This window comes from Streptomyces sp. NPDC020742 (assembly GCF_040641675.1).
Taxonomy (GTDB): Bacteria; Actinomycetota; Actinomycetes; order Streptomycetales; family Streptomycetaceae; genus Streptomyces.
Genome location: NZ_JBFAEA010000011.1, coordinates 40,854 through 66,432 on the forward strand (window position 1 = coordinate 40,854; position 25,579 = coordinate 66,432).

5 protein-coding genes and 1 pseudogene are annotated in these 25,579 nt (G+C 74.6%); all 6 read left to right on the top strand.

The genetic code is table 11. The annotated features are described in order from the left end of the window. Positions 1-108 precede the first annotated feature (108 nt). The 6 genes and pseudogenes from AB0G84_RS20165 (at position 109) to AB0G84_RS20190 (ending at position 25,573) form a co-directional block, all read left to right on the top strand. Positions 109-639: pseudogene (locus AB0G84_RS20165) on the top strand (class I SAM-dependent methyltransferase). A 96-nt stretch (positions 640-735) separates the two neighbouring features. Further along, a complete protein-coding gene (locus AB0G84_RS20170) occupies positions 736-1,707 on the top strand; it encodes a DJ-1/PfpI family protein (protein WP_361322158.1) in 972 nt (323 codons plus the stop codon). After that, positions 1,704-2,309, top strand: coding sequence for a DJ-1/PfpI family protein (locus AB0G84_RS20175; RefSeq protein WP_361322161.1), 606 nt, complete (start codon positions 1,704-1,706; stop codon positions 2,307-2,309). Before AB0G84_RS20170 ends, AB0G84_RS20175 begins: the two co-directional genes overlap by 4 nt. 1,736 nt (positions 2,310-4,045) lie before the next feature. Further along, positions 4,046-5,254: a cytochrome P450 gene (locus AB0G84_RS20180; protein ID WP_361322164.1), complete on the top strand. Its 1,209-nt coding sequence runs from the start codon at positions 4,046-4,048 to the stop codon at positions 5,252-5,254. A gap of 175 nt (positions 5,255-5,429) precedes the next feature. Further along, positions 5,430-6,779 carry a serine hydrolase domain-containing protein gene (locus AB0G84_RS20185; RefSeq protein ID WP_361322167.1) on the top strand — a complete coding sequence of 450 codons (1,350 nt, stop codon included), beginning with the start codon at positions 5,430-5,432 and terminating at the stop codon, positions 6,777-6,779. Between the two features lie 134 nt (positions 6,780-6,913). Next, a complete protein-coding gene (locus AB0G84_RS20190; protein ID WP_361322170.1) occupies positions 6,914-25,573 on the top strand; it encodes a non-ribosomal peptide synthase/polyketide synthase in 18,660 nt (6,219 codons plus the stop codon). Positions 25,574-25,579: the final 6 nt, after the last annotated feature.

A 25,579-nucleotide genomic window follows, 5' to 3' on the forward strand; every position in this document is an offset into this window, starting at 1 on the left:
GCGGCGGGCGGGTCCGGTTGAACGCCCCACCCTTGTTGGTCGCCGCGGTCGCCGCGGTCGTCCGGCGCCGTAGCGGGGCATCGGAGAGAGACGCCGGACAGCACTGCCGTGCGGACCGCCCTGTGGCGTGCCACGCACGTACAGGTCGACCCACCACCGCATGTGCTCGAGGATGAGATCGGCCTGCGGTTGGTGGCTCCCGACGATGACTGGCGCCGCCGCCCCGACATGGACCCGCACGCCACCAGAGGGTTCCGGGCGGCGATCGTGGCCCGCGCCCGATTCATCGAGGAGAGGACCTGATCGTTGAGCAGGTCGACCGCGGTGTCACCCAGTACGTCATCCTGGGAGCCGGTCTGGACACCTTTGCCCAGCGTAGGCCGGAGATCGCCTCCCGCCTGCGGATCTTCGAGGTCGACCAGCCCGGCCCCCAGGCGTGGAAGCGCCACCGTCTGGTCGCACTCGGCCAGGGCATTCAGCTTCTACACCCCGCCCGGGATGCTGGCACTGGCCCGCGAAGCCGGCTTCGAAGAGGCCCGGCACGTGTCGGGGGATTCGCTGGCGGAACGCTACTTCGCCGACCGCGCCGACGGCCTCCGCCCGTCAAGTGGAGAGGACCTGCTGCTGGCCACCACCTGATCCCGGTACGTGCCTGAACGGGTGTCGCACCGTACGGCGCAAAGCGTGGGGTGGCCGTCGTTGACGCCATCCGGGGCCGGGACACAGGGTGGAGGGGTGGAGCAGCGCCGCATCGTCTTTGTGATCTTCGAGGGCTTCCAGCCCCTTGACCTCTTCGGCCCGTACGAGGTGTTTCAGCACGCCCACCAGCTCACCGACGGATACTCCTGCCGGATCACGGCACCGCAGCCGGGACCCGTGCGTTCCGCCAGTGGTCTCTCGGTGCATGCGCCCTACGGCATGGCCGATCTGAACCCCGCGGACATCGACACCCTGGTGGTGGCGGGCGGCGGCGGTGTCGACCAGGCCCGGCACGATCCGGCGCTCACCCGTTGGATCGCCGCCGCAGGGGCCAGTGCCCGGCGCGTCACTTCGGTCTGCAGCGGGGTGTTCCTCCTGGCCGCCGCCGGACTGCTCCGGGGGCGGCGGGTGACCACCCACTGGGCGCGCGAGCAGCAGCTCATACGGGAGCACCCCGAAGTGGTCGTCGACTGCGACCCGATCTTCCTCAGGGACGGGCGGGTGTGGACGTCGGCGGGGGTGACGGCGGGGATGGACCTGGCACTCGCCCTGGTGGAGGACGACGTGGGCCGGGAGGTCGCCCACGCCACCGCGCAGGAGATGGTGCTGTTCCTGCGCCGCCCCGGCACCCAGTCGCAGTTCAGCGTGCCGCTGTGGTCGACGCAGCCGGCCACCGACCCCATCCATGCGGTGGTTTCGGCGATCCACGCCGATCCCGGTGCCCGGCACGGCATCACCGAGCTCGCTTCGCACGCCGGGCTGAGCCCCCGTCATCTGCAGCGCAGGTTCACCGCCGAGCTCGGCATCCCGCCCGCGGCGTACGTCGAGGGGGTACGCATCGAGGCCGCCAAGCGGGCGCTCGCCGAGGGCGACCACCCCGTCGAGACCCTCGCGCGGCGGTACGGCTTCGGGACCGCGGAGACGCTACGCCGCGCGTTCCACCGGCACCTGGGTGTCGCACCGTCCGACTACCGCGACCGATTCCGATCCACCAGGGAGTACGTATGACCACCTATGGCCTGCTGACCTTCGACGGCGCAGAGGAGTTGGACTTCACCGGGCCCTGGGAGGTCTTCACCGCCTCCTCCATGCTGCGCGACCATGCCGACACGGCGGTGCTCATCGCCGAACGCCCCGGCGCCGTCCGCTGCAACAAGGGCATGCGGGTGCTGCCGGACCACACCCTGGACGACCACCCTCCGCTGGACGTTCTGTTGGTTCCGGGAGGCAACGGGACCCGTCGCGAAGTGTCCAACCCCGTGCTCATCGACTGGATCCGTAAGACCGCGGCCAGCGTCGCCTGGACGACCAGTGTGTGTACCGGAGCCCTCCTCCTGCACGAGGCAGGCTCGGCGCGCGGCCGCCGGGTCGCCACGCACCACGAGTTCGAGGACGCCCTCCGGGCCAGGGGCGATATCACGGTGGTCGGCGATGCCCGCTTCGTCGTTGACGGGAACCTGATCACCAGCCAGGGCGTCTCAGCCGGCATCGACATGGCCCTCTGGCTCATCGGTCGTCTGCACGGCCGTGAGCACGCCCGCGCGGTCCGCCGGTACGTTCAGTACGAGCCCGCCCCGCCCTACCTCGCCGACGAGCCGGTCGCCGTCTGACGGCCCTGATCCGCTCAGCGCTCCGTGGTTCCTACGGGGACGTGCCCTGGGGGCCGGCAGCGGTCCTGAGACTCTGACCGCCCCGGTCCCTGAGCCCGACGCGCGAAGGCCGGCTCAGGGGCCTTTGAACGAGCCGGCAACCGGACCCGGGCCGTTTCGGCTCGGCTCGGTTCCGGGGTCCGGTCGCGGAGTCGGGCGGCCGGGTGACCGGCTTCTCGGGGAGGTTCCCCGGCCGGCCGTCGACATCTCGCACGGCCGTTCATTTCCGCTAACCATTCCCGCGCGAAGGTTTTTTCGGGGGCGCCATCGCGCCAGGCGAGATATCCGGCCAAGAATTGGCAGGCGAAAGTCGGACAGCGTACGGAGGCCCTGACTGGCCGACTGTCGACCATGGATTCGGCCAGGTGGAGAGGTGCGTTCCTGTTGTCTGCCGGCGTGCCGGTGTCCGGGGCGTTCCGCGTCGTTCCGCGTCGTGGACGACCTTCCGGGGGGCGCTCCGGGGCTGGTGGATCTCGTCGTGGCCCCTGGTCGGTTGCTCTTCTCGTTCCGCAGGTGTGGAGGTCAGAGGGGTAGAGGTGGCGCTGAGGGGGTGAGTGAGCGGGAGGGGTGGGCCCCTGCGGCGCGACGGGCCCGCGGGGGGCTGGAGTTGTGGCGCCCACCCTCCGCGTTCGAACTCGAACGGAAAGTCGATTCTTTTGCCCCTCCTGTATCAGGAGTCCCTCGGTGGCTGCGGAATCGCAGAGTAAATGCGAGGGAAAACTACTCAGGGTGAAGCTTTGGGGGGTTGCTATCGTATGCCCGGGAGTGAAGACTGTGGCCACATCGAACTGGCGTAAAAGGCTTCGGTGGGGCCGATTGCTGGGAACGTCGAACAGTACTTGGCGGTAATACATACTCTGCTCTCGTTCTCCCTTTCGGATGTCAGTGGCCCTTGTGTGGTCGGCTGCGATGTGCTTGAGGGCGAGTTCTCGTATGCCGTATGCCAGGGGAGTGGGGGGTATGCGTCGTGAAGAGGCGGCGGGCGGTGGATGTGCCGTTGAACGCCCTTGGGTCAACAGATGGTGGGGGAGGGTTCCCGCAGTTTTGTGGAGCGAGTCGTCAGGCGCACCCCTTGAGGGCCCATCAGTCGTCCGCGCTCGGGCGTGGACGCGCGCGGCCGGCGGCAATCCGCCGCGCACCCCGTCCGTGAGCGACCGGCATCCCGGCCGTGGCGCTCTCGGGCCCGGCCGCCGACGACGGCATTGCGCCGAGTGTCTGAGGGCGCTGGCCGCCCCGGCGTCGAAGTGGTCCGGGAAACCGCCGCGGGCCCGGTGTCGGCCCTAGCCGTACCGGCCGGAGCACCGACAGTCGTCCTGCCGCGCATCAGAAGGCCCGTGTCTCCCCACTGCCGCAGCAGTCATGCCGTGCGGCCGGGCACCGGAGCCAGCAGGATGCCGTCGCCCGTTCCCTGTTGGTGTCGTCAGGGGCGGGAAGGGCGCGGCTGTGGCATTCCCGCGTGCCCGCGCGGTCGGTGACCGGTACGGACGGAGAGCCTTTCAGCGGTTCCGGCCTGCGGTGAATTCCTCCACCGACGGCCCGGGGGACTCGGAATGTGACGCAAGATCAAGCAAAGGCGGTACTGGTGAGTGGGATGTGTCGCGCCATGACGCGGTTATCCAGGGCGTACGGCCGGGTGTCGCTTCCGGGCGCAACTGCCGGCGAGGAATGCCCCTTTCCGCACTGCCACGGGAGAACCGGTGACGAGTAACCCCCTGAGCCAGGCGCCCTTCGCCTTCGACGCCACGGTCGAGCGGTGGCGGTCTCTGCGGGAGGCGGGGCCGGTCCGTTACGACGAGGACCAGAAGGTGTGGCAGGTGGCCGGCTACCGGAGCGTGGCGGCCGTGCTCGCCGATCCGGCCACGTACTCCTCGGACTTCTCCGGCCTGGTCCCCTCCCAGCCGGACTTCGAGACCTTCCGCCAGGGCAACTTCGTCGGCATGGACCCGCCGGAGCACCACAAGCTGCGCACCCTGGTCAGCCAGGCGTTCACCCCGCGGGTGGTGGCCGAACTGGAGCCCAGGATCCACACCGTCTGCCGCGAACTCCTCGACGCCGTCGCGGACCGCGACCGGTTCGACCTGATGGACGCGCTGGCCTACCCGCTCCCGATCATCGTGATCGCCGAGCTGCTGGGCGTACCGGCCGGCGACCGCCGGATGTTCCAGGAGTGGGCGGCCACCCTCTTCGCCGGGGACGGTCTCGGTGAAGCGCTGGACCTGGCCGAGTTGGAGCAGGCGCTGGACTCCATCGCGCCCGCCGTACGGGGGATGAACGGCTACTTCCTCGAGCACATCCGGTACCGCCGAAGGCACCCGGGCGACGGACTGACCGACCGGCTGCTGGCGGCGGAGGTGGACGGTGTGCGCCTGACGGACCAGGAGATCGTGGGCTTCGTCGCCCTGCTGCTGGTGGCCGGGCACATCACGACCACCGCGCTGCTCGGCAACGCCGCGCTCACCCTCGACCGGTACCCGCAGGCGGCCGACCGGCTGCGCGCCGATCCCGGGCTGCTGCCGGGCGCCGTGGAGGAGGTGCTGCGCTGGCTCCCGCCGTTCCCCGAGCTGGGCCGTCGCACCACCCGTGAGGTCGAACTGGCCGGCCACACCCTGCCCGCGGACTCGGTGGTGATGGCCCATCTGGCCGCGGCCAACCGCGATCCGGAGCGGTTCGCCGACCCCGACGTCTTCGATGTCACCCGCAGCCCCAACCGGCACCTGACCTTCGGCCACGGCATCCACTTCTGCTTCGGGGCCCCGCTGGCCAGGTTGGAGGCCCGGATCGCCCTGGGGGAGATGCTGGATCGTTTCTGCACCATGACGATCCCTTGTCACCGCGAGGTCGAGCTGCAGAACCCCGCGGTCATCGTCAGCGCGCGCCGCCTCCCCCTGGAGGTGCAGCGGCGTTAGCGCCTCGACGGACCGCCGCTCCGCCCGCCGTGGGGGGGAGCGCGACGCCTGCCGCAGCCGAGTGCACCTCGGCGCTTAGGACGAGGGACGGGACCGTGCCCGCCGTGACGGACGCCGGCACGGCAGACGCGCACGGCCCGCCCCAAGAATCACTAGTGACGGGAGTTCCCTGCTCATGCCGTACGCCACGACTGCCCCGGTAGTAAGCCGGCAGCCCACCGAGATACGAAGCCGGTTACACGAGAGTCTGGAGACCCTCGCGCGCGCCCACCAGGTGCCCGGCGCCCAACTCGCCGTGCACACCGGCGGGGTGACCTACACCGTGCACACCGGCATCGCCGACGCCACCACGGGCGAGCCGTTCGGTACCGGCACCGCGGTGCCGCTGGGGTCGGTCACCAAGGTCTACACCGCCGCCGTCGTGCTGCTGCTGGCCGCCGACGGAGACCTCTCCCTGACCGATCCCCTCGGCCTGTATCTGCCGGAGCTACGGACCTCCCCGGCTATCACGATCCGTCAACTCCTCAGCCACACCGCGGGTCTGCCCACCGGTCCGGACTCCGACGAGGCGACGGGGGTGACCACGGCCCGCTATCTGTCCCGGTACGCCGCCGAGACGGTGTGCCCGCCGGGCACCGGCTTCTCCTACTCCAACGCCGGCTATGTCGCGGCCGGTCGGCTGATCGAGGAGGTGACCGGCATGTCGTGGCAGGAGGCGGTGCGCGCGATCGTCCTCGAACCGCTGGGCACCGTGCCCGCCTTCCTCGGCGCGCCCGTACCGGCGAGATCGGTGGCCTGTGGCCACTCCGCGAACCCGCTCTCCGGCCGGGTCCTGCCGGTGCGGCAGACCCTCGCCCCGGTGGAGGCGCCGGCCGGTGCCCTCCTGGCCAGCGCTCAAGACCTGCTCACCCTGGGCCGCGCCCTGACCGGGCACGGTCCGCGGTCCGTACTGCCGCCCGAGGCCGCCGCGCAGATGCGCCACCCGGTGCCGGGCGCGCACCCGGGAGTGCTGGCGGACGGGTGGGGCCTGGGCGTCGCGCTCTTCCACGACGGGGCGCGGCAGTGGTGCGGCCACGACGGCAACGCCCAGGGCACGTCCTGCTTCCTGCGGGCCGAACCGGTCAGCGGCGATGTCGTCGCCTTCACCAGCAACGCCAACGGCGGCACCGCCCTGTGGCACGCGCTGGCCGACGAGCTCGCCGGGATCACCGGGCTGGTCCTGCCGCCGGCCCCCGCCGCGCGGGCCGGCGATCCCGGGCTGCCGCCTGCCGGGTGCGCCGGGACCTACCGCAACGGCACCGTCGAATACCGCGTGAGCGCCGGTGCGGACGGCTCCCTGGCGCTGTCCGTCAACGGTGACACCCCCGCTCCCCTGGTGTGCCATCCGGACCTCGCCTGCGATCTGGTGGACCCCGCCACCGGCCGCAGGATTCCCGGCGGACACTTCCTGTGCGACCCCGGCACCGGAGTGATCGACCGGCTGCAGATCTCCGGCCGTACGGCACGCCGCACCGGCCCGGCCTGATCCGCCGACGGGCGGTCACGCGCGCCTCCCCCCCGTCCGCGCGCCCAGACCTCCCGCCCCCTGACCGCCGGGAGCGCTCACCCGGCCGCTCGCCCTTCCGCCGCACTCGTCCCCGCCTCGAAGGACTGACCTCCATGACGGACCAGCACGAGAACCCCGCAGCCGTGCCCGCATTACCGCAGCCCCGGACCGCAGCGCCGGTTCCTGGAGCCGGCCCGGTCCGTCCGGTGGCCCGCGCCCCGCTCGGTGAGCTGTTCGCCGGGTGGGCGGCCCGTACTCCCGAGGCGCCCGCCGTGACCGACGGCCGGCGCAGCTGGTCCTACCGCGAGGTCGACGTCTGGGCCGACCGCCTCGCCCACGAGCTGGTGGCCGACGGGGTGGGGCCGGAGCGCACGGTGGCGCTGGTGCTGCCCCGCTCGGTGGAGCTGATCGTGGCGGAACTCGCGGTGGCCAAGGCGGGAGGCGCCTTCCTGCCGGTCGACCCGGCGTACCCGCACGAACGCCGGGCCCTGCTGCTGTCCGACGCCGCCCCGGCGGTGGTCCTCGACGACCCGGCCCGGATCCGGCGGGCCGACGGTCCGGACCAGATACCGGACGCCGGCCGGCTCACCCCGCCGCACCCCGACCACCCGGCCTACGTCATCTACACCTCCGGTTCGACCGGCACCCCCAAGGGCGTGGTGGTGCCGCACACCGGGCTGGCCCACTTCGCCGCCGCGGCGGCCGAACGCTACGCCGTCTCCCCGGGCGACCGGGTCCTGCAGTTCTCCTCCCCCAGCTTCGACGCCGCCGTGCTGGAGCTGTGCAGCTCCCTGCTGTCGGGCGCGACGCTCGTCGTGCCGCCGGGCGGGCCCTGGCTGGGCGGTGAACTCGCCGCCGTCCTGCGGGAGCACCGGATCACCCATGCGCTGATCCCGCCGGCCGCGCTCGCCACGCTGCCCGCCCCGGCCGACGGCAACCCGCTGCCGGACCTGCGCACCCTGATCGTGGGGGCGGAGGCCTGCCCGGCCGACCTGGCGGACCGCTGGGCGGAGGGCCGCCGGCTGATCAACTCCTATGGGCCCACCGAGACCACGGTCGTCGCCTCCTGGACCGGGCCGCTGGTGGTCGGGGCCGGGACCCCGCCGATCGGCCGGCCGCTGCCGCACACCCGCATCCATCTGCTGGACGCCCAGCTGCGGCCGGTGTCGCCGGGGACCGGCGGGGAGCTGTACGTGGGCGGGGAGGGCGTGGCCCGTGGCTACCTCGGCAGGCCGGGTCTGACCGCCGCCCGGTTCGTGCCCGACCCCGCCGGGCCGCCCGGCAGCCGGCTGTACCGCACCGGCGACCTGGCCCGCCACAACGCCGACGGCGAGCTGGAGTTCCTCGGCCGGGCCGACCACCAGGTCAAGATCCGCGGGTTCCGCGTCGAACCGGCCGAGATCGAAACCGTCCTGACGGAGCATCAGGCCGTCGGCGACGCCGTCGTCGTCCTGCGTGCGGACGAGCCCGGACGGCAGCGGCTGGTCGCCTATGTGACGGCCGCCGACGCCGCCCGGCCCCCGCACCCCGATGAGCTGCGGGCGGCGGTCTCCGGCAGGCTGCCGGCGCATATGGTCCCGTCCGCCGTGGTGGTCCTCGATGCGTTCCCGCTGACCGCGCACCACAAGGTCGACCGCCGGGCGCTGCCCGCGCCCGGTCCGGCCCGGGGCAGCGGCCACACCGCGCCCCGGACGCCCGCCGAACGGACCGTCGCGGCAGCCTGGAGCGAGGTGCTGGGCGTGCACCCGGTCGGGGTCGAGGACGACTTCTTCCACCTCGGGGGCGACTCCGTACTGGCCGTGCGGGTGCTGGCCCGCATCCGTGCGGAGCTGGGTGCCGAACTGAGCCTGCGGGAGTTGTTCACGGCCCGGACGGTGGCCGAACTGGCCGCCCTGGTCGGGGAGGTGGCCGACGGGGACGGGCCGCCGGCCCCGATCACCGCGGGCCCGCGCCCGGAGCTGCTGCCGCTCTCCGGCGCCCAACAGCGGCTGCTGTTCCTCGACGACCTCACGGCCGGCGGCGCCGAGTACCACACCGGCGTCGGACTGCGGCTGCGCGGCCCGCTGGACACCGCCGCGCTCGGCCAGGCCCTGGACCGGCTCGCCGCCCGCCACGACGCGCTGCGCACCACCTTCACCACGGTGGACGGGCGGGGCGCGCAACGGGTGGACGGCGCCGCCGCGTTGCCGCTGCGCACCGCCGACCTGCGTACGGTGCCCGCCGACCGGCGCCTGGACGCGGTCGACCGGCTGCTGGCCGAGGAGTTGCAGCGGCCCCACGACCTGGAGAAGGGGCCGCTGACCCGCGCCCTGCTGCTCCGCCTCGCCGCGCAGGACCACGTCCTGCTGCTGGCGCAGCACCACATCGTCACCGACGGCTGGTCGGTGGGCATCCTGGTACGGGAGCTGGCCGCGCTCTACGGTCACGAGGCCGCCGGCACCCCCGACGGACTGCGCGAACCAGCCCTGCAGTACCCGGACTTCGCGGTGTGGGAGCACACCCGGCCCGCCCCGGAGCGCCGGGCCGGCGACCTCGCGTACTGGAAGCGGCAGCTGGCCGGCGTGGCACCGCTCGACCTGCCCGCCGACCGGCCCCGGCCGCCGGTGCGCAGCACGGCCGGTGCGGTCCACCGCCATGAGCTGCCCGCGGAGCTGGCCGACCGGCTCGCCCGGCTCGCCCGGGCCCGGGGCACCACCCTGTTCACCCTGTTCTCCGGGGCGGCCGCGGTGCTCTTCTCCCGGTACACCGGCCAGCGGGACATCGCGTTCGGCACCGTCACCAACGGCCGCCACCGCCGGGAGCTGGAGGAGGTGACCGGCTTCTTCGTCAACACCCTGGTGGTGCGGTGCGACGTCGACCAGAGCGCCACCGTCGGTGGCTTCCTGGACGGCATGGCGACCACGCTGCTGGACGCCTTCAGCCACGACGGCGTGCCGTTCGACCAGGTCGTCGAGGAGCTGGCACCGCCCCGGGACCCCAGTCGGACCCCGCTGGTGCAGGTGCTGGTGGTGCAGCAGACCGCCATGGTGCACCCCGGGGAGGCCGGCGGAGTCCGGATCGACGAGCACCCGCTGCCGCGTCCGTCCGCCCGCTTCGACCTGGTGGTGGAGTTCCTGCCGCGCGCCGACGGGTCCTTCGGGCTGGTCGTCGAGTACAACACCGACCTGTTCGACGCCGGGACGGTGGCCCGGATGAGCCGGCAGCTGCATCTGCTGCTGGCCGGGATGGCGGACGGCCCGCACCAGCCGCTGGCAGAGCTGCCGCTGCTGACCGACGAGGAGCGGCGCACCCTGCTCGACGCCTGGAACCCGCCGCGGTCGGGCGGCCGGGAGGCGACGCTGCCGGCGCTCTTCGAGGAGCAGGCCGCCCGCACGCCGGGCCACACCGCCGTGGTGTCCGGCGGGACCCGGCTCCATTACGACCAGCTCAACCGGCGCGCCAACCGGCTGGCCCGGCTGCTGGCCGGCCGGGGCGTGGGGCCTGAGTCCCTGGTGGCGCTGGCCCTGCCGCGCTCGGCCGACCTGCTGGTCGTGCTGTGGGCGGTGCTCAAGTCCGGCGCCGGCTATCTACCGGTGGACCCCGGCTACCCGGCCGACCGGATCCGCTTCCTGCTCGACGACGCCCGGCCCGCCCTGGTCCTCACCACCCGGGAGACGTCCGGCTGCCTGCCCGAGGGCACCGCGGCGCTGGTGCTCGACGAGCCCGCGACCGCGGAGCTGCTGGCCGGCTGCGCGGAGCACGACCTGACCGACGCCGACCGGGTGCGCCCGGCCGACCCCGGTCACCCGGCCTACGTCATCTACACCTCCGGCTCCACCGGCCGCCCCAAGGGGGTGGTGGTCACCCACCGCAGCGTGGGTGACCTGGCGGCCTGGGCGAGCGAACGGTTCGGTCCGGACCGGCTGTCCCACGTGATGGCCACCACCTCGCTCAACTTCGACGTCTCGGTCTTCGAACTCCTCTGTCCGCTGCTGTGCGGCGGCACCGTCGAGGTGGTGGCCGACCTGCCGGCGCTCGCCGAGGGAACCGGTGCCACCGCGCGGCAGGCCGGGCTGATCAGCGGGGTGCCGTCGGTGCTCTCCCGGCTCCTGACGCCGGACGCCCGGCCCCTCCGCGCCGACACCGTGGTGCTGGCCGGGGAGGCGCTGCCCGCACAGACCGTGCGGGAGCTGCGCAGGACGATGCCGGGCTGCGAGATCGCCAACATCTACGGGCCGACCGAGGCCACGGTGTACGCCACCGCGTGGTTCGCCGGCGCGGACACCCCCGAACAGGCCCCGCCGATCGGCCGGCCGGTCGCCCGCACCCGGGCCTACGTCCTGGACGGCAAGTTGCGGCCCCAACCGCCGGGCGTGACCGGGGAGTTGTACCTCGGCGGCGGTGGGCTGGCCCGGGGCTACCTGCGGCGCCCCGGGCTGACCGCCGCCCGCTTCCTCGCCGACCCCTTCGCCGGGCCCGGCAGCCGTATGTACCGCACCGGCGACCTGGTCCGGTGGACCGCCGACGGCGAGTTGGAGTACCTGGGCCGCGTCGACCACCAGGTCAAGGTGCGGGGCTTCCGGATCGAGCTGGGCGAGGTGGAGGAGGCGCTGCTGGCCTGCGACGGCGTGGCCCAGGCCGCGGCCACCACCCAGGAGGGCGACGGCCACCGGCGCCTGATCGGGTACGCCGTACCGGCGCCCGGGGCGGAGCTCGACCCGACCGCGCTGCGGCGGGCGCTCGGCCGCCGGCTGCCCGACTACATGGTGCCCGCCACCGTGGTCGTCCTCACCGCGATGCCGCTCAACCCCAACGGGAAGCTGGACCGCGACCGGTTGCCGGCGCCGGACTGGACCGCCACCGTGACGGACCACGTCGCCCCGCGCACCGCCACCGAGCGGACCCTCGCGGCGGTGTGGGCCGAGGTGCTGCGGGTGGAGCGGGTCGGGGTCGACGACAACTTCTTCACCCTGGGCGGCGATTCGATCCTCAGCATCCAGCTGGTCGCCCGGGCCCGGCAGGCCGGCCTGGCCCTCACCTCCCGCGATGTCTACCGCCACCAGACCGTCGCCGCGCTGGCCCGGTGCGCGGACGCCGCCGGGCGCCCCGCCGCCGACCCCGGCCGTACGGTGGTGGAGCCCACCGGCACCCTGGCCCTGACCCCCATTCAGCACTGGCTCTTCGAGACCGATGCCGAACGGGCCGGCCACTTCGGCCAGACCCTGTCCGTCGAACTCCCCGCCGACCTGGACGGCGCGGCGCTGGAGAAGGCCCTCCAGGACGTGGTGGCCCACCACGACGCGCTGCGCTCCCGCTTCGTCCGCGACGCCGACGGCCGGTGGTGCCAGCACATCGACCGTGCGGCAGCTCCCGTGGCGCTGCACCGCCACACCGGCCCCGAGCAGGACGCGCCGCACCTGGGACCGTTCGACCTCGGCCGGGGGCCGCTGCTGCGCGCGGTGCTGCACGACCGCGGCGGGGCCCGCCCGCCGGTCCTGCACCTGGCCGTCCACCACCTGGTGGTCGACGGGGTTTCCTGGCGGCTGCTGCTGGAGGACCTGGACCGCGCCTACCGGGCCCGGTGCGGCCAGGAGGGCGCCGGGCTGCCCGCGAAGTCCGCCCCGCTGCGCCACTGGGCGGACCGGCTGACCGGGCACGCCGACGCCGGGGGCTTCGACGACGAGGCGGCGTACTGGACCGACCTGGCCCGCAGCTGCGAGCCGGACCTGCCGACCGACCTCGACGGCGCCAACACCTACGCCTCGGCCCGCTCGGTGACCGTCCGCCTGGCCCCCAAGGACACCGCGGTCCTGCTGCACACCCTGCCCGGCGCGTACCGCACCCAGGTCAACGAGGTGCTGCTCAGCGCGCTGGGCCGGGTCCTGCACGGCTTCACCGGCCGCGACCGGACCCCGGTGGACCTGGAGGGCCACGGCCGCGAGGAGCTGTTCGCTGACGTGGACACCAGCCGCACCGTCGGCTGGTTCACCACCCGTTACCCGGTCGCCCTCACCGTGGCACCGGACGCCGACTGGGGCACGGTGCTCAAGTCGGTCAAGGAGCAGCTGCGCGCGGTCCCGGGCCGCGGTCTCGGCTACGGCGTCCACCGCTACCTGCGGCGTCCGGCAGGTCTGCCCGCCGCCCCGACCGCCGGCATCAGCTTCAACTACCTGGGCAGGTTCGGCCTGCCGGACGCAGACGGCGGCCTCTACCAAGGGCCGCACCGGCCGCTGGAGCTGGACGCCGACCCGGCCGCCACCCGGCCGCATGCCCTGGAGGTCGTCGGCCGGCTGGACGGCGACGCCCTGGAGTTCACCTGGTTCTACTCGGCGAACCTGCATCACGAGGAGACCGTCGCCGGGCTCGCCGGCCGGTTCGCCGACGCCCTGGGGAAGATCGCCCGGCACGGCGCCCGCCCCGGCGCCGGCGGGCGCACCCCCTCCGACTTCCCGCTGGCCGCGCTCGACCAGCCCACCGTGGACCGGCTGGTGGGGGAAGACGCCGGCGCCGTCGAGGACATCCATCCGCTCACCCCCACCCAGGCCGGCATGCTCTTCCACCGGCTGTCCCAGGACGACCAGAGCGTCTACTTCCAGCAACTCACCTTCGCACTGGACGGGGTGCCCGACCCGCAGGCGCTGGCCGCGGCCTGGCAGCGGGTGTCCGACCACACCCCGGTGCTGCGCGGGCGCGTGGTGTGGCGGGACGTGCCCGAGCCGCTCTTCGTGGTCGAGCGGCGGGCCGCCGTACCGGTCACCCACCTGGACTGGCGCTCCCTGTCGCAGGAGGAGCGGCAGCACCGGCTGCACCGGCTGCTCGACGAGGACCGGCGGCGCGGGATCGACCTGGAGGCCGCCCCGCTCCAACGACTGAGCCTGGTACGGCTGTCCGACACCGAGGTGCGGGTGGTGTGGTCCTTCCACCACCTGGTGCTGGACGGCTGGAGCCTGTTCCAGGTGCTGTCCGACGTCTTCGGCTGCCATGCGCTGCTGCGCGACCCGGAGTCCGCCGTCGGGGCGCCCGACGCGCCGGACCTGCCCGACCGCCGGCCGTTCCGCGACTACGTGGCCTGGCTGCGCGGGCGTGACGACGCCGAGGCCGAACGGCACTGGCGGAGCCGCCTGGACGGCCTCGCCGAACCCACGGCGCTGCCCTACGAGCGCGAGCCCACCGAGACCCACCGCGCGGAATCCACCGCGGCGGTCCGGGTCTCCCTGCCCGCCACCACCACCCGCCGCCTCGACGAGGTGGCCCGGAGCGCGGGACTGACCCTCAACACCCTCATCCAGGGGGCCTGGGCGGTGCTGCTGGCCCGGCTGACCGGCCGGCCCGACGTGGTCTTCGGCACCACCGTCTCCGGTCGGCCGCCCGAGCTGCCCGGCGTGGAGGCGATGAACGGCCTGTTCATCGCGACCCTGCCCACCCGGTTGACCGTGCCCGCCGACGGTACCGCGCTGGACTGGCTGCGCGGGGTGCAGGAGGCCCAGACCGAGGACCGGCGCTTCGGCTTCGTCCCGCCGGCCCGACTCAAGGCGTTCAGCGAACTGCCCGAGCGCGCCGGCCTGTTCGACAGCATCGTGGTGTTCGAGAACTACCCGGTCGGGGACGACCTCGCCGCCGCCCACGGGCTGCGGATCAGCGGCCTGGACGGCATCGAGACCACCAACTACCCGCTGACCCTGGTGGCCTACCCCGGCGACGCACTCGCCCTGCGCCTCGGCTACGACCCGGAGCTGTTCGACGTCGCCACCGTCGAGCGGCTGGGCGAGTACCTGACGGTGCTGATGGCGGGCCTGGCCGATGACCCACAGCGCCCGCCCGCCCGGCTTCCGCTGCTCACCGCCGCCCGCCGCCACCAGGTGGTGGAGGAGTGGAACGACACCGCCGTCCCCCTGGCCGAGGACACCGTCGCCGGGCTGTTCGCCGCCCAGGTGCGCCGTTCTCCCGACGCCGTCGCCCTGGACACCGGCACCACCGGCAACACCAGCACCACCGGCGGTGATCTGCTGACGTACCGTCAACTCGACGATCTTGCCGACTCGTTGGCGGTCCGGCTGAACACCGAAGGGGTGCGCCCCGAGCGGGCGGTCGCCGTCCTGATGGACCGGTCCGCCGCGCTGGTCGTCGCCCAGCTGGCGCTGGCCCGCACCGGTGGCGTCTACGTCCCGTTGGACACCCGGGCTCCACAGGAGCGACTGCGGGAGCTGATCGCGGCGAGCGGCGCGGACCTGGTGCTCACCGACGAGGCCTGGCAGCGGACCGCCGCCGAGGTCGCGCCGGACGGGCGCACCCTGCTGGTGACGGACGAGGCGCGGCCCGCTGCCCCCGCCGGTGCGCCCGCACCGGCGGTGCACCCCGACACCGTGCTCCAGCTGATGTTCACCTCCGGCTCCACCGGGCGCCCCAAGGGCGTCGCGGTGCGCCACCGGGACGTCGTCGCACTCGCCGGCGACCGGGCCTTCGCCGCGCACGACCGGGTGCTGCTGCACTCCCCGCAGGCGTTCGACGCCGCCACCTACGAGCTCTTCGTACCGCTGCTGCGGGGCGGGCGGGCCGTCCTGGCCCCGCCGTCGGACGTGGACGCCGCCACCGTCCGCCGTGCGATCACCGAACGGGGCGTCACCTGCCTGTGGCTGACTGCCGGGCTGTTCCGCCTGCTGGCCCAGGAGGACCCCGGCTGCCTGCGCGGTGCCCGGGAGGTGTGGACCGGCGGTGAGGCGGTGCCGGGCGCGGCGGTGCGCCGGGTGCTGGAGGCCTGCCCCGAGCTCACCGTCGTCGACGGCTACGGGCCCACCGAGACCACCACCTTCGCCACCCGGCGGGTCTTCACCGCCGGTGACCCGCTGCCGGCCACCCTGCCCATCGGACGCCCCCTGGACAACACCCGGGTCTACGTCCTCGACGACGCGCTGCAGCCGCAGCCGCCGGGCGTGCCCGGCGAGCTCTACCTCGCCGGGGCCGGGCTCGCCCGCGGCTACCACGCGCGGCCCGGTGCGACCGCGGAGCGCTACCTGGCCGATCCGTTCGGCCCGCCCGGCACCCGGATGTACCGCACCGGTGACCTCGTCCGCTGGAGCGCGGACGGCGAATTGCACTTCGTGGGGCGCGCCGACGACCAGATCAAGATCCGCGGCTTCCGCGTCGAACCGGCCGAGATCGAGGAGCGGCTCACCCGCGACGAGGCCGTCGCCGAAGCGGTGGTGACCGCACCGGCGGACGGCGGCCGCAAACGCCTGGTCGCCCACCTCGTGGCCGCTCCGGGGGCGACGGTGCCGCCGGCCGCCGCGCTGCGCGCGTCGCTCGCCGCCGAGCTGCCCGACTACATGGTCCCCGCCGCGTTCGTCACCCTGGAGGCGCTGCCGCTCACCGGCAACGGCAAGGTGGACCGGCGCCGGCTGCCCGCCCCCGACTGGTCCGCCGCCACCGCGGCGGCGCACATCGCGCCGCGCACCGAGGCCGAGCGGATCCTCGCGGACATCTGGAGCACCCTGCTGGGCCTGGGTCGGGTCGGCACCGAGGACAACTTCTTCATGCTGGGCGGCGATTCGATCCTCAGCATCCAGGTCGTCTCGCGCGCCCGCGCCGCGGGCCTGACCCTCACCCCCCGCGACCTGTTCCGGTACCCCACCATCGGGGCGCTGGCCGCCGCCTCCGGGTCGTCCGCCCCGGTCCGGGGCACCGGCCCGGTGGCGGGCGAGGTCGACCTCACCCCCATCCAGCACTGGTTCCTCGACGCCGCCCCGCGAACCCCCGGGCACTTCAACCAGTCCGTCGTCATCGAACTGGCCGAGGACCCCGACCCGGCGACGCTGGAACGGGCGCTCGCCGCCCTGTGGTCCCACCACGACGCGCTGCGGGCCCGCTTCACCCAGCGCGCGGACGGCACCTGGCGGCAGGACGTCCCCGCCCCGGACGACGCGGACCCCCGGCTGCTGCGCACCTGCGACCTGACCGGACTCACCGACACCCAGGCCACCGCCGCGGTCGACGCGGCGACCGCCGCGGCACACGCCGGATTCCGGTTGGCGGACGGCCCGCTGCTGGCCGCCCGGCTCTTCACCGGCGCCCGCGCCCACCCGCCGCGGCTGTTCCTGACGGTGCACCACCTGGTGGTCGACGGGGTCTCCTGGCGGGTGTTGCTGGAGGACCTGGAGACCGCCTACCGCCAGGCGCGCACCGGTGAGCCGGTCCGCCTGCCCGCCCGCACCACCTCCGTGCGGGAGTGGTCCCGCCGGCTGCGGGAGCACACCGCGGCCGGCGGCTTCGCCGGCGAGGCCGCCCACTGGAGCGCGGTCGCCGCACACTGCGCGGACGCCCTGCCGGTGGACGCCGACGGCACCAACACCATCGCCGACCTGGACGCGGTCACCGTCCGCCTGGACCCGCAGCGGACCGCCGACCTGCTGCAGAAGGTGCCGGCCGGCTACCGCACACAGATCAACGACGTGCTGCTCACCGCCCTCGGCAGGGTGCTGGCGGACTGGACCGGCCGGTCCACCAACGCCGTGGGCCTGGAGGGGCACGGCCGCGAGGACCACCTCTTCGACGGGGTCGACCTGTCCCGTACGGTCGGCTGGTTCACCAGCCTGTTCCCGGTCGCCCTCGATGTGCCCGCCGGCGACTGGGGGGCCGCGCTGAAGTCCGTCAAGGAGCAGCTGCGCGCCGTACCCGGCCGGGGCCTCGGTCACGGGGCGCTGCGCCACCTGGCGTCCGGCATCGGGCAGGACGCCGCCCCCCAGCCCTCGATCAGCTTCAACTACCTGGGTCGGTTCGACTGGTCCGGTGACGGCGGTGGCCTGATCCGCGCGGTGCCCGACGGCCTGGACGGCGCTGCCGCACCCGGGTCCGTCCGGCCGCACCTGCTGGACGTGGTGGGCCGGGTCGAGGGCGGCTGCCTCCACCTCACCTGGTACTACAGCCGTGGCGTGCACCGCGCGGAGACGGTCGGCGCGCTGGCCGAGGGCATGCTCGCCGCGCTGGCGGACATCGTCGCGCACTGCGCCCGCCCGGACGCCGGCGGCCGTACCCCCTCCGACTTCCCGCTGGCCCGGCTCGACCAGGCCACCGTGGACCGGGTAGTGGGCGACGGGCGCGCGGTGGAGGACGTCCACCCGCTGACCCCGATGCAGGCCGGCATGCTCTTCCACGGGCTGGTGGACCCGTCCTCCGACGCCTACTTCAACCAGGTCCAACTGCTGCTCACCGGCGTCACCGACCCGGTGGCCCTGGCCACGGCCTGGCAGCGCACGGCCGACGCCAACCCGATGCTCCGCACCTGCCTGGTGTGGCAGGAGACCGCCCGGCCGCTGCAGATCGTCCGGCCCCGGGCCACCGTTCCGGTCACCCACCACGACTGGAGCGGCTGGAGCGCCGACCGGTGCGCAGGCGCCCTGGCGGACCTGCTCGCCGAGGACCGGGCCGCCGGCCTCGACCTCGCCACCGCGCCCCTGATGCGGCTCACCGTGATCAGGCTCTCCGCCGACCGGGTGCGGCTCATCTGGACGTTCCACCACATCCTGCTCGACGGCTGGAGCGCGGCCCAGGTCGTCGACGAGGTCTTCGAGCGGTACGCCGCGCTCACCGCCGGCCGCCGCCCCGAGGTCCCCTCCCGCGCCCCCTTCGGCAGCTACCTGCGGTGGCTGGCGGAGCAGGACAGCGCCGAGGCCGAGCAGTACTGGCGCACCGTGCTGGCCGGCTTCACCGCGCCCACCGAGCTCCCGCGCGACCGCACCCCCGCCGAGGCCCACCGCAGCTCCTCCTCGGACACCGTGCGCCTCACGCTGGACGCCGAGGAGTCCGCCCGGCTGCGGGAGACCGCGCAGCGGGCCGGCCTCACCATGAACACGATGCTGCAGGGCGCCTGGGGCCTGCTGCTCGGCCGCTGCGCCAACAGCGACGACGTGGTCTTCGGTAGCACCGTCTCGGGTCGCCCCGCCGCGCTGCCCGGCGTGGAGTCCATGGTCGGCGTGTTCATCAACACCCTGCCCACCCGGGTGCGGATCGACGACGACCGCCCGCTCCTGGACTGGCTGCGCGCGCTGCAGGCGGCCCAGTCCGAGTCCCGCCGGCACGACTTCGTCTCCCTGGCCGAGCTCCAGGGCTGGAGCGAACTGCCCGGCGGGACGGCCCTGTTCGACAGCATCGTGGTCTTCGAGAACTACCCCTACGACGCGGACGCCCTGGCCCGGCACGGCCTGTACATCACGCAGGAACGCGACCTGGAGCCGACCAGTTATCCGCTCAGCGTGGTCGTCGCCCCCGGGGAGCGACTGGCGGTGTCCCTCGACTACGACCCGGCGGTCTTCGACGCCGGCACCGTCGAGCGGCTCGGCGGCTTCCTGCGCACCCTGCTGTCCGGGATGGCCACCGATCCGGAGCGCCGGCTGGCGGACCTGCCGCTGCTCACCGAGCAGGAGAGCGCGCACCTGATCGCACGGTCCATCGGACCGGTGGTGGACGCGCCCCGGCGGGTGCTGCCGGAGGTCTTCGAGGAGCAGGCCGCCCGCCGCCCCGACGCCCCGGCCGTGCTGGTCGGCACCGACCGGCTCACCTACGGGGAGTTGAACGCCCGCGCCAACCGGCTGGCTCGGCTGCTGATCGCCGCCGGCGCCGGCCCGGAGCGGTTCGTGGCGCTCGCGCTGCCGCGCACCGCCGACCTGGTCGTGGCCCTGCTGGCGGTCCTCAAGAGCGGCGCCGGATACCTGCCGGTCGACCCCGCCTACCCCGCCGAGCGGATCGGCTTCCTCCTCGACGACGTACGGCCGGACATCGTGATCACCACCGGCGAGGTGGCCGGCCGGCTGCCCGAAGGCCCGGCGGTGCGCCTGCTGTTGGACGACCCTGCGCTGGCCGGGCGGCTCGCGGAGCGCTCCGCCGCCGACCTCGGCGACGACGAGCGGTCCGGCCCCCTGCTGCCCGCGCACCCCGCCTACACCATCCACACCTCGGGCTCCACCGGCCTGCCCAAGGGCGTGGTGGTCACCCACGGTTCGGTGGCCGCCCTGGCCGACTGGGCGGCGCGCGAGTTCGGCAGCCGGGGCCTGTCCCACGTGGTGGCCGCGACCTCGCTCACCTTCGACGTATCGGTCTTCGAGATCCTCTGCCCGCTGCTCTGCGGCGGCTGCGTGGACCTGGTGCCGGACCTGCTGGCGCTGGCCGAGCGCACCGAGCCCTGGACCGCGAGCCTGCTCAGCGCCGTCCCCTCGGCCCTGGGCCGGCTGCTCGCCGAGGACACCGTCCACGTCGCGGCGGACACCGTGGTGCTGGCCGGGGAAGGGCTCGCCGCCCGCACCGTCCGGGACGTCCGGGCCGCGGTGCCCGGCTGCCGGGTGGCCAACATCTACGGCCCCACCGAAGCCACCGTCTACGCCACCGCCTGGTACTGCGACCCCGCCGACCCCGACCGCACCCCGCCGATCGGCAGCCCGCTCGCCGGGGCCCGCGCCTACGTCCTGGACGCCCGGCTGCGGCCGGTGCCGACCGGGGTGCCCGGCGAGCTCTACCTGGCCGGCAGCGGGGTGGCCCGCGGCTACCACGCCCGGCCCGGGCTGACCGCCCGCCGGTTCCTCGCCGACCCGTTCGGCCCGGCGGGGGAGCGGATGTACCGCACCGGCGACCTCGTGCGCCGCGCCGCCGACGGGCAGCTGGAGTACCTCGGCCGCACCGACGACCAGGTCAAGGTCCGCGGGTTCCGCATCGAACTCGGCGAGGTCGAGGCCGCGTTGGCCCGCCACCCCGAGGTGGCCGGGGCCGCCGCACGGGTCGTCGAGACCGACGGCCACAAGCGGCTGGTGGGCTACGCCGTCGGCCGCGACGGGGCCCGCCCCGACGCCGCCGCGCTGCGCGCCTTCCTCGCCGCGCGGCTGCCCGACCACCTGGTACCCGCCGTCGTCGTCCCCCTGGAGCGGCTGCCGCTGGGCGCCACCGGCAAACTCGACCGGCGGGCGCTGCCGGCCCCCGACTGGTCCGCGCCCCCGGCCGGCCACGTACCGCCGCGCACCGACACCGAACGGCTGCTCGCCGACATCTGGTCCCAGGTGCTGGGCGTTCCGGCGGTGGGGGCCGAGGACAACTACTTCGCGCTCGGCGGGGACTCGATCCTCAGCATCCAGATCGTCTCCGCGGCCCGCCGCGCCGGGCTCGACCTGGCCCCGCGGCACCTGTTCGTGCACCAGACCGTCGCCGCCCTGGCGGCGGCCGCGGCGGAGCTGCCGGCGGCGGGGTCCACCGCCGAACAGGGCCCGGCGGTGGGCGAGGTGCCGCTCACCCCCGTCCAACACTGGCTCTTCGAGACCCTGCCCGACCACCCCGGACACTTCACCCAGTCGGTCGCCTTCCGGCTCCTCCCCGGGACCGACGAGGGCGCGCTGCGCGCCGCGCTGGCCACCGTGCTGGAGCACCACGACATGCTGCGCACGCACTACGAGCCCACCGGTGACGGCGGCTGGCGCCAGCACACCGCCGCGGCCGGTGCGGCACCCGCACTCGACGTCCACGACCTGTCGGCAGTCCGCGCGCAGGACCGCGCCGTGGAGCTGCGGAGGCTGGCCGACGCGCTCGCCGCCGGCTTCGACCTGGCCCGCGGCCCGCTGCTGAAGGCCGCGCTGTGCCGGCCCGGCGACGAGCAGGACCGCCCGGTGCTGCTGCTGGCCGCCCACCACCTGGTCGTGGACGCGGTCTCCTGGCGCATCCTCCTGGAGGACCTCGATGCCGCCTACCGGGCGGCGCACGCCGGGAACCGGGCCGCGCTCGGCCCCCGGACCACCTCCTTCCGCAGCTGGGCGGAGCGGCTGCACGCGCACACCGCGGCGGGCGGCTTCGACGACGAACTGCCGTACTGGACCGGCCTCGCGGGCCACGCCGAGCTGCCCACCGACCGCACCGGACCCAACACGGCGGCCTCCGAGGACACCGTGACCGTCCGGCTGGCGGCCGAGGAGACCCGACAGCTGCTCCAGGACGTGCCGGAGACCTACCGGACCCGGATCAACGACGTCCTGCTGTGCGCCCTGGGCCGGGTGTTGGCCCGTTGGACCGGCCACGACCGGGTGCTCATCGGACTGGAGGGCCACGGCCGGGAGGAGATCTTCGACGACGTCGACCTCTCGCGCACCGTCGGCTGGTTCACCACCATGTTCCCCCTCGCCCTGGACCTGCCGCCGGACGGCGACCTCGCGACGGCCCTGAAGGCGGCGAAGGAGGGCCTGCGGGCGCTGCCCCGGCACGGCCTCGGCCACGGCGCACTGCGCCGGCTGCGCACCCCCGCACCACAGGGGCTCCCGCCCACCCCGCAGCTCGCCTTCAACTACCTCGGCCACCAGGACTGGCACGCCGCCGCGGACGACGGCCTGCTGCACGCGCCGTACGGCGGGCTGGCGGGCGGGATGGACCCGGCGGCGGAGCGCCCCCACCTGATCGACGTGGTCGGCTCGGTGGTGGACAAGCGCCTGGAGTTCACCTGGTCGTACTCCACCCACCGGCACCTGCCCTCGACCGTGGAACGGCTGGCCGGCGAACTCGTCGCGGAACTACGAGAGATCGTGCGGCACTGTGCACGGCCCGGTGCCGGGGGCCGCACCCCCTCCGACTTCCCGCTGGTCCGCCTCGACCAGGAGACCGTCGACCGGTTGGTGGGGGACGGCCGGGACGTCACCGACCTCTACCCGCTGAGCCCCACCCAGACCGGCATGGTCTTCCACGGGCTCGACGAGCCCGCCGAGGGCCTCTACGTCGAGCAGGTCACCTTCGTCGTGGACGGGGTGCGCGAGCCCCGGCAGCTGGCCGCCGCCTGGCAGCACGTCGTGGACCGCACCCCGGTGCTGCGCACCGCCGTGGTGCTGGCCGGGGTCCCCGAACCGCTGCAGGCCGTGCACCGTTCGGTCACCCTGCCCGTCACGGAAGCGGACTGGAGCGACCTGGCGCCGGACGCCCGCGACGCGGCGCTGGAACGGCTGCTCGCCGAGGACCGGGCCCGCGGACTCGCCCTGGACCGGGCGCCGCTGCTGCGGATCGCCCTGGTCCGGCTGTCCCCGTCCGAGGTGCGGGTCGTGTGGACCTTCCACCATGTGCTGCTCGACGGCTGGAGCGTCTTCCAGGTCCTGTCGGACGTCTTCACCGCGCACGCCGCACTGGCCGCGGGCACCGCGCCCCGGCTGCCGGACCGCAGGCCCTACGCGGACTACGCGGCCTGGCTCGCGGCTCACGACCCGGCCCCGGCCGAGGCGCACTGGCGCCGCGCGCTGGCCGGCCTGGCCGCACCCACCCCGCTGCCCTACGACCGGCGTCCGGCGCCGGGGGCGGTCACCCGCGCCGGCACCTGGCTGTCGCAGCAGCTGGACGCGGAACGCACCGCCGCGCTACAGGACTTCGCCCGCGCGCACCACCTCACGCTCAACACCGTCGTCCAGGGCGCCTGGGCGCTGCTGCTGTCGCGCTGGAGCGGCGAGCGGGACGTCTGCTTCGGCTCGACGGTCTCCGGCCGGCCCGCCGACCTGCCCGGCGCCGACGCCATCACCGGCCTGTTCATCAACAGCCTGCCGGTGCGGCTCGACGTCGCCGGCGACGCGTGCCCGGCCGACTGGCTGCGCGGCCTGCAGACCGCACAGGCCGACGCCCGCGGCTTCGAGCACGTCGCCCTGTCCGACCTGCGCGACTGGAGCGAACTCCCGCCCGGGGCGCCGCTCTTCGAGAGCCTGGTGGTCTTCGAGAACTACCCGATCAACGACGCCGCGGCCACCGCGTACGACGTACGGGTCCGCGGTCTCAACGCCCGGGAGGCCACCAACTACCCGCTGACGGTGGTGGTCTCGCCCGGCACCCGGCTGAGCGTCGAACTCGGCTACGACCCGCGGTACTTCGAGGAATCCACCGCCCGGGCGCTGGCCGCCCAGCTGGTCCACACCCTCGCCGCGCTGGCGGCCCCCACCGCCGCGCCGTCCCTGGACGGCGTTGACGTGCTGCCCCCGGACCAACGGGACCGCCTCACCGGCCGGTCCGCGCGGCCGGCGGACACCGGGGTCGCGCCCGCCACCCTGCCCGACCTCATCGAGCGGGCGGTGGACCGCAGGCCCGCTGCTCCCGCCCTCGACGGGCCGGAACTCCGGCTCACCTTCGGTGAGTTGGAGGAGCGCGCCAACCGCCTCGCCCACCGGCTGATCGCCCGCGGCGCGGGCCCCGGCGAGGTGGTCGCGCTGGTGCTGCCCAGGTCGCCCGAGATGGTCGTCGCCCAGCTGGCGACCGCCAAGGCGGGCGCCGCGTACCTGCCGGTGGACCCCGGCTACCCGGACGAGCGGATCGCCTTCCTGCTGCGGGACGCGGCCCCCGGCCTCACCCTGCGGGAGGCGGAGGTCCGGGAGCTGCTGGACGCCGGCGCGGACGGCACCCCCGGTCACCGCCCCACCGACCGCGACCGCGTCCGCCCCCTCGACCTCGACGACCCGGCGTATGTGATCTACACCTCCGGCTCCACCGGCACCCCCAAGGGCGTCGTCGTCACCCACCGCGGTCTCGCCGGCTTCGCCGCCGCCGAGGCCGACCACTACCGCGTCCGGCCCGACGACCGGGTCCTGGCCCTCGCCAGCCCCAGCTTCGACGCCTCGGTGCTGGAGCTGTGCATGGCGCTGCCGGCCGGTGCCTGTCTGGTGGTACCGCCGCCCGGCCCGCTGCTCGGCGCCCCATTGGCGGAGGTGCTGCGCACCGAGCGCATCACCCACACCCTGGTGCCGCCGGCCGCCCTGGCCACCCTGCCGCCGGACACCCCCGGCACGCTCCCGGACCTGCGCACGCTGATCGTCGGCGCGGACACCTGCGGCGCCGAACTCGCCGCCCGGTGGGCCCCGCACCACCGGATGATCAACTCCTACGGGCCCACCGAAACCACCGTCGTCGCCACCTGGTCCGGGCCGCTGCGCCCGGACGGCGGGGCGCCGCCGATCGGTCGCCCGCTGCCCGCCACCGGCGTCCACGTGCTCGACGCGCGGCTGCGGCCGGTCGCCGACAACGTCCCGGGCGAACTGTGGATCAGCGGCGCCGCGCTGGCCCGCGGCTACCTCGGCCGGCCGGGGCTGACCGCGGCGCGCTTCACCGCCGACCCCTTCGGGCCGCCGGGAACCCGTATGTACCGCACCGGCGACCTGGTCCGGCGCGACGCCCACGGCGACCTGCACCACCTCGGCCGCACCGACCACCAGATCAAGCTGCGCGGCCACCGCATCGAGGCCGGCGAGGTCGAGGCGGTGCTCTCCCGCCACCCGGCCGTACGGGACGCCGTGGTGACCCTGCGGGAGGACGAGCCCGGTACGCCCCGGCTGGTGGCCCACCTGCTCGCGGTGCCCGACGCCGATGCCCCGTCCGCGCCGGAGCTGCGGGCGTTCGCCGCCCGCTCCCTGCCCGGCCACATGGTCCCCGCGGCCTTCGTCGTCCTGGAGCGGTTCCCGCTCACCGAGAACGGCAAGACCGACCGCGCGGCACTGCCCGCGCCGAGCGGGGAACCGGAAGCGGCGCCGGCCGGGCGCACCGCCCCGCGGAACCCCACCGAGGAGGTGCTGGCGGACATCTGGTCCGAGGCGCTGGCGACGGAGGTGGGCGTCGAGGACGACTTCTTCCTGATCGGCGGCGACTCGCTGCGCAGCCTGCACATCGCCACCCGGGCCAACGAGGCCTTCGGGGTCGACCTGACCCCCCGGGACGTGCTGGCCTCCCGCACCGTCGCCGCGCTGGCGCAGCTGGTGGAGGAGCACGTCCTGCGTGAACTCGAAGACGCCGCACGCGGCACCCACGACCACGACGAACGGTGAGGACCG

Coding starts and splice junctions, on each gene's coding strand:
- AB0G84_RS20185 (WP_361322167.1), top strand. CDS start 5,430: ATGCCGTACGCCACGACTGCCCCGGTAGTAAGCCGGCAGCCCACCGAG.
- AB0G84_RS20190 (WP_361322170.1), top strand. CDS start 6,914: ATGACGGACCAGCACGAGAACCCCGCAGCCGTGCCCGCATTACCGCAG.
- AB0G84_RS20175 (WP_361322161.1), top strand. CDS start 1,704: ATGACCACCTATGGCCTGCTGACCTTCGACGGCGCAGAGGAGTTGGAC.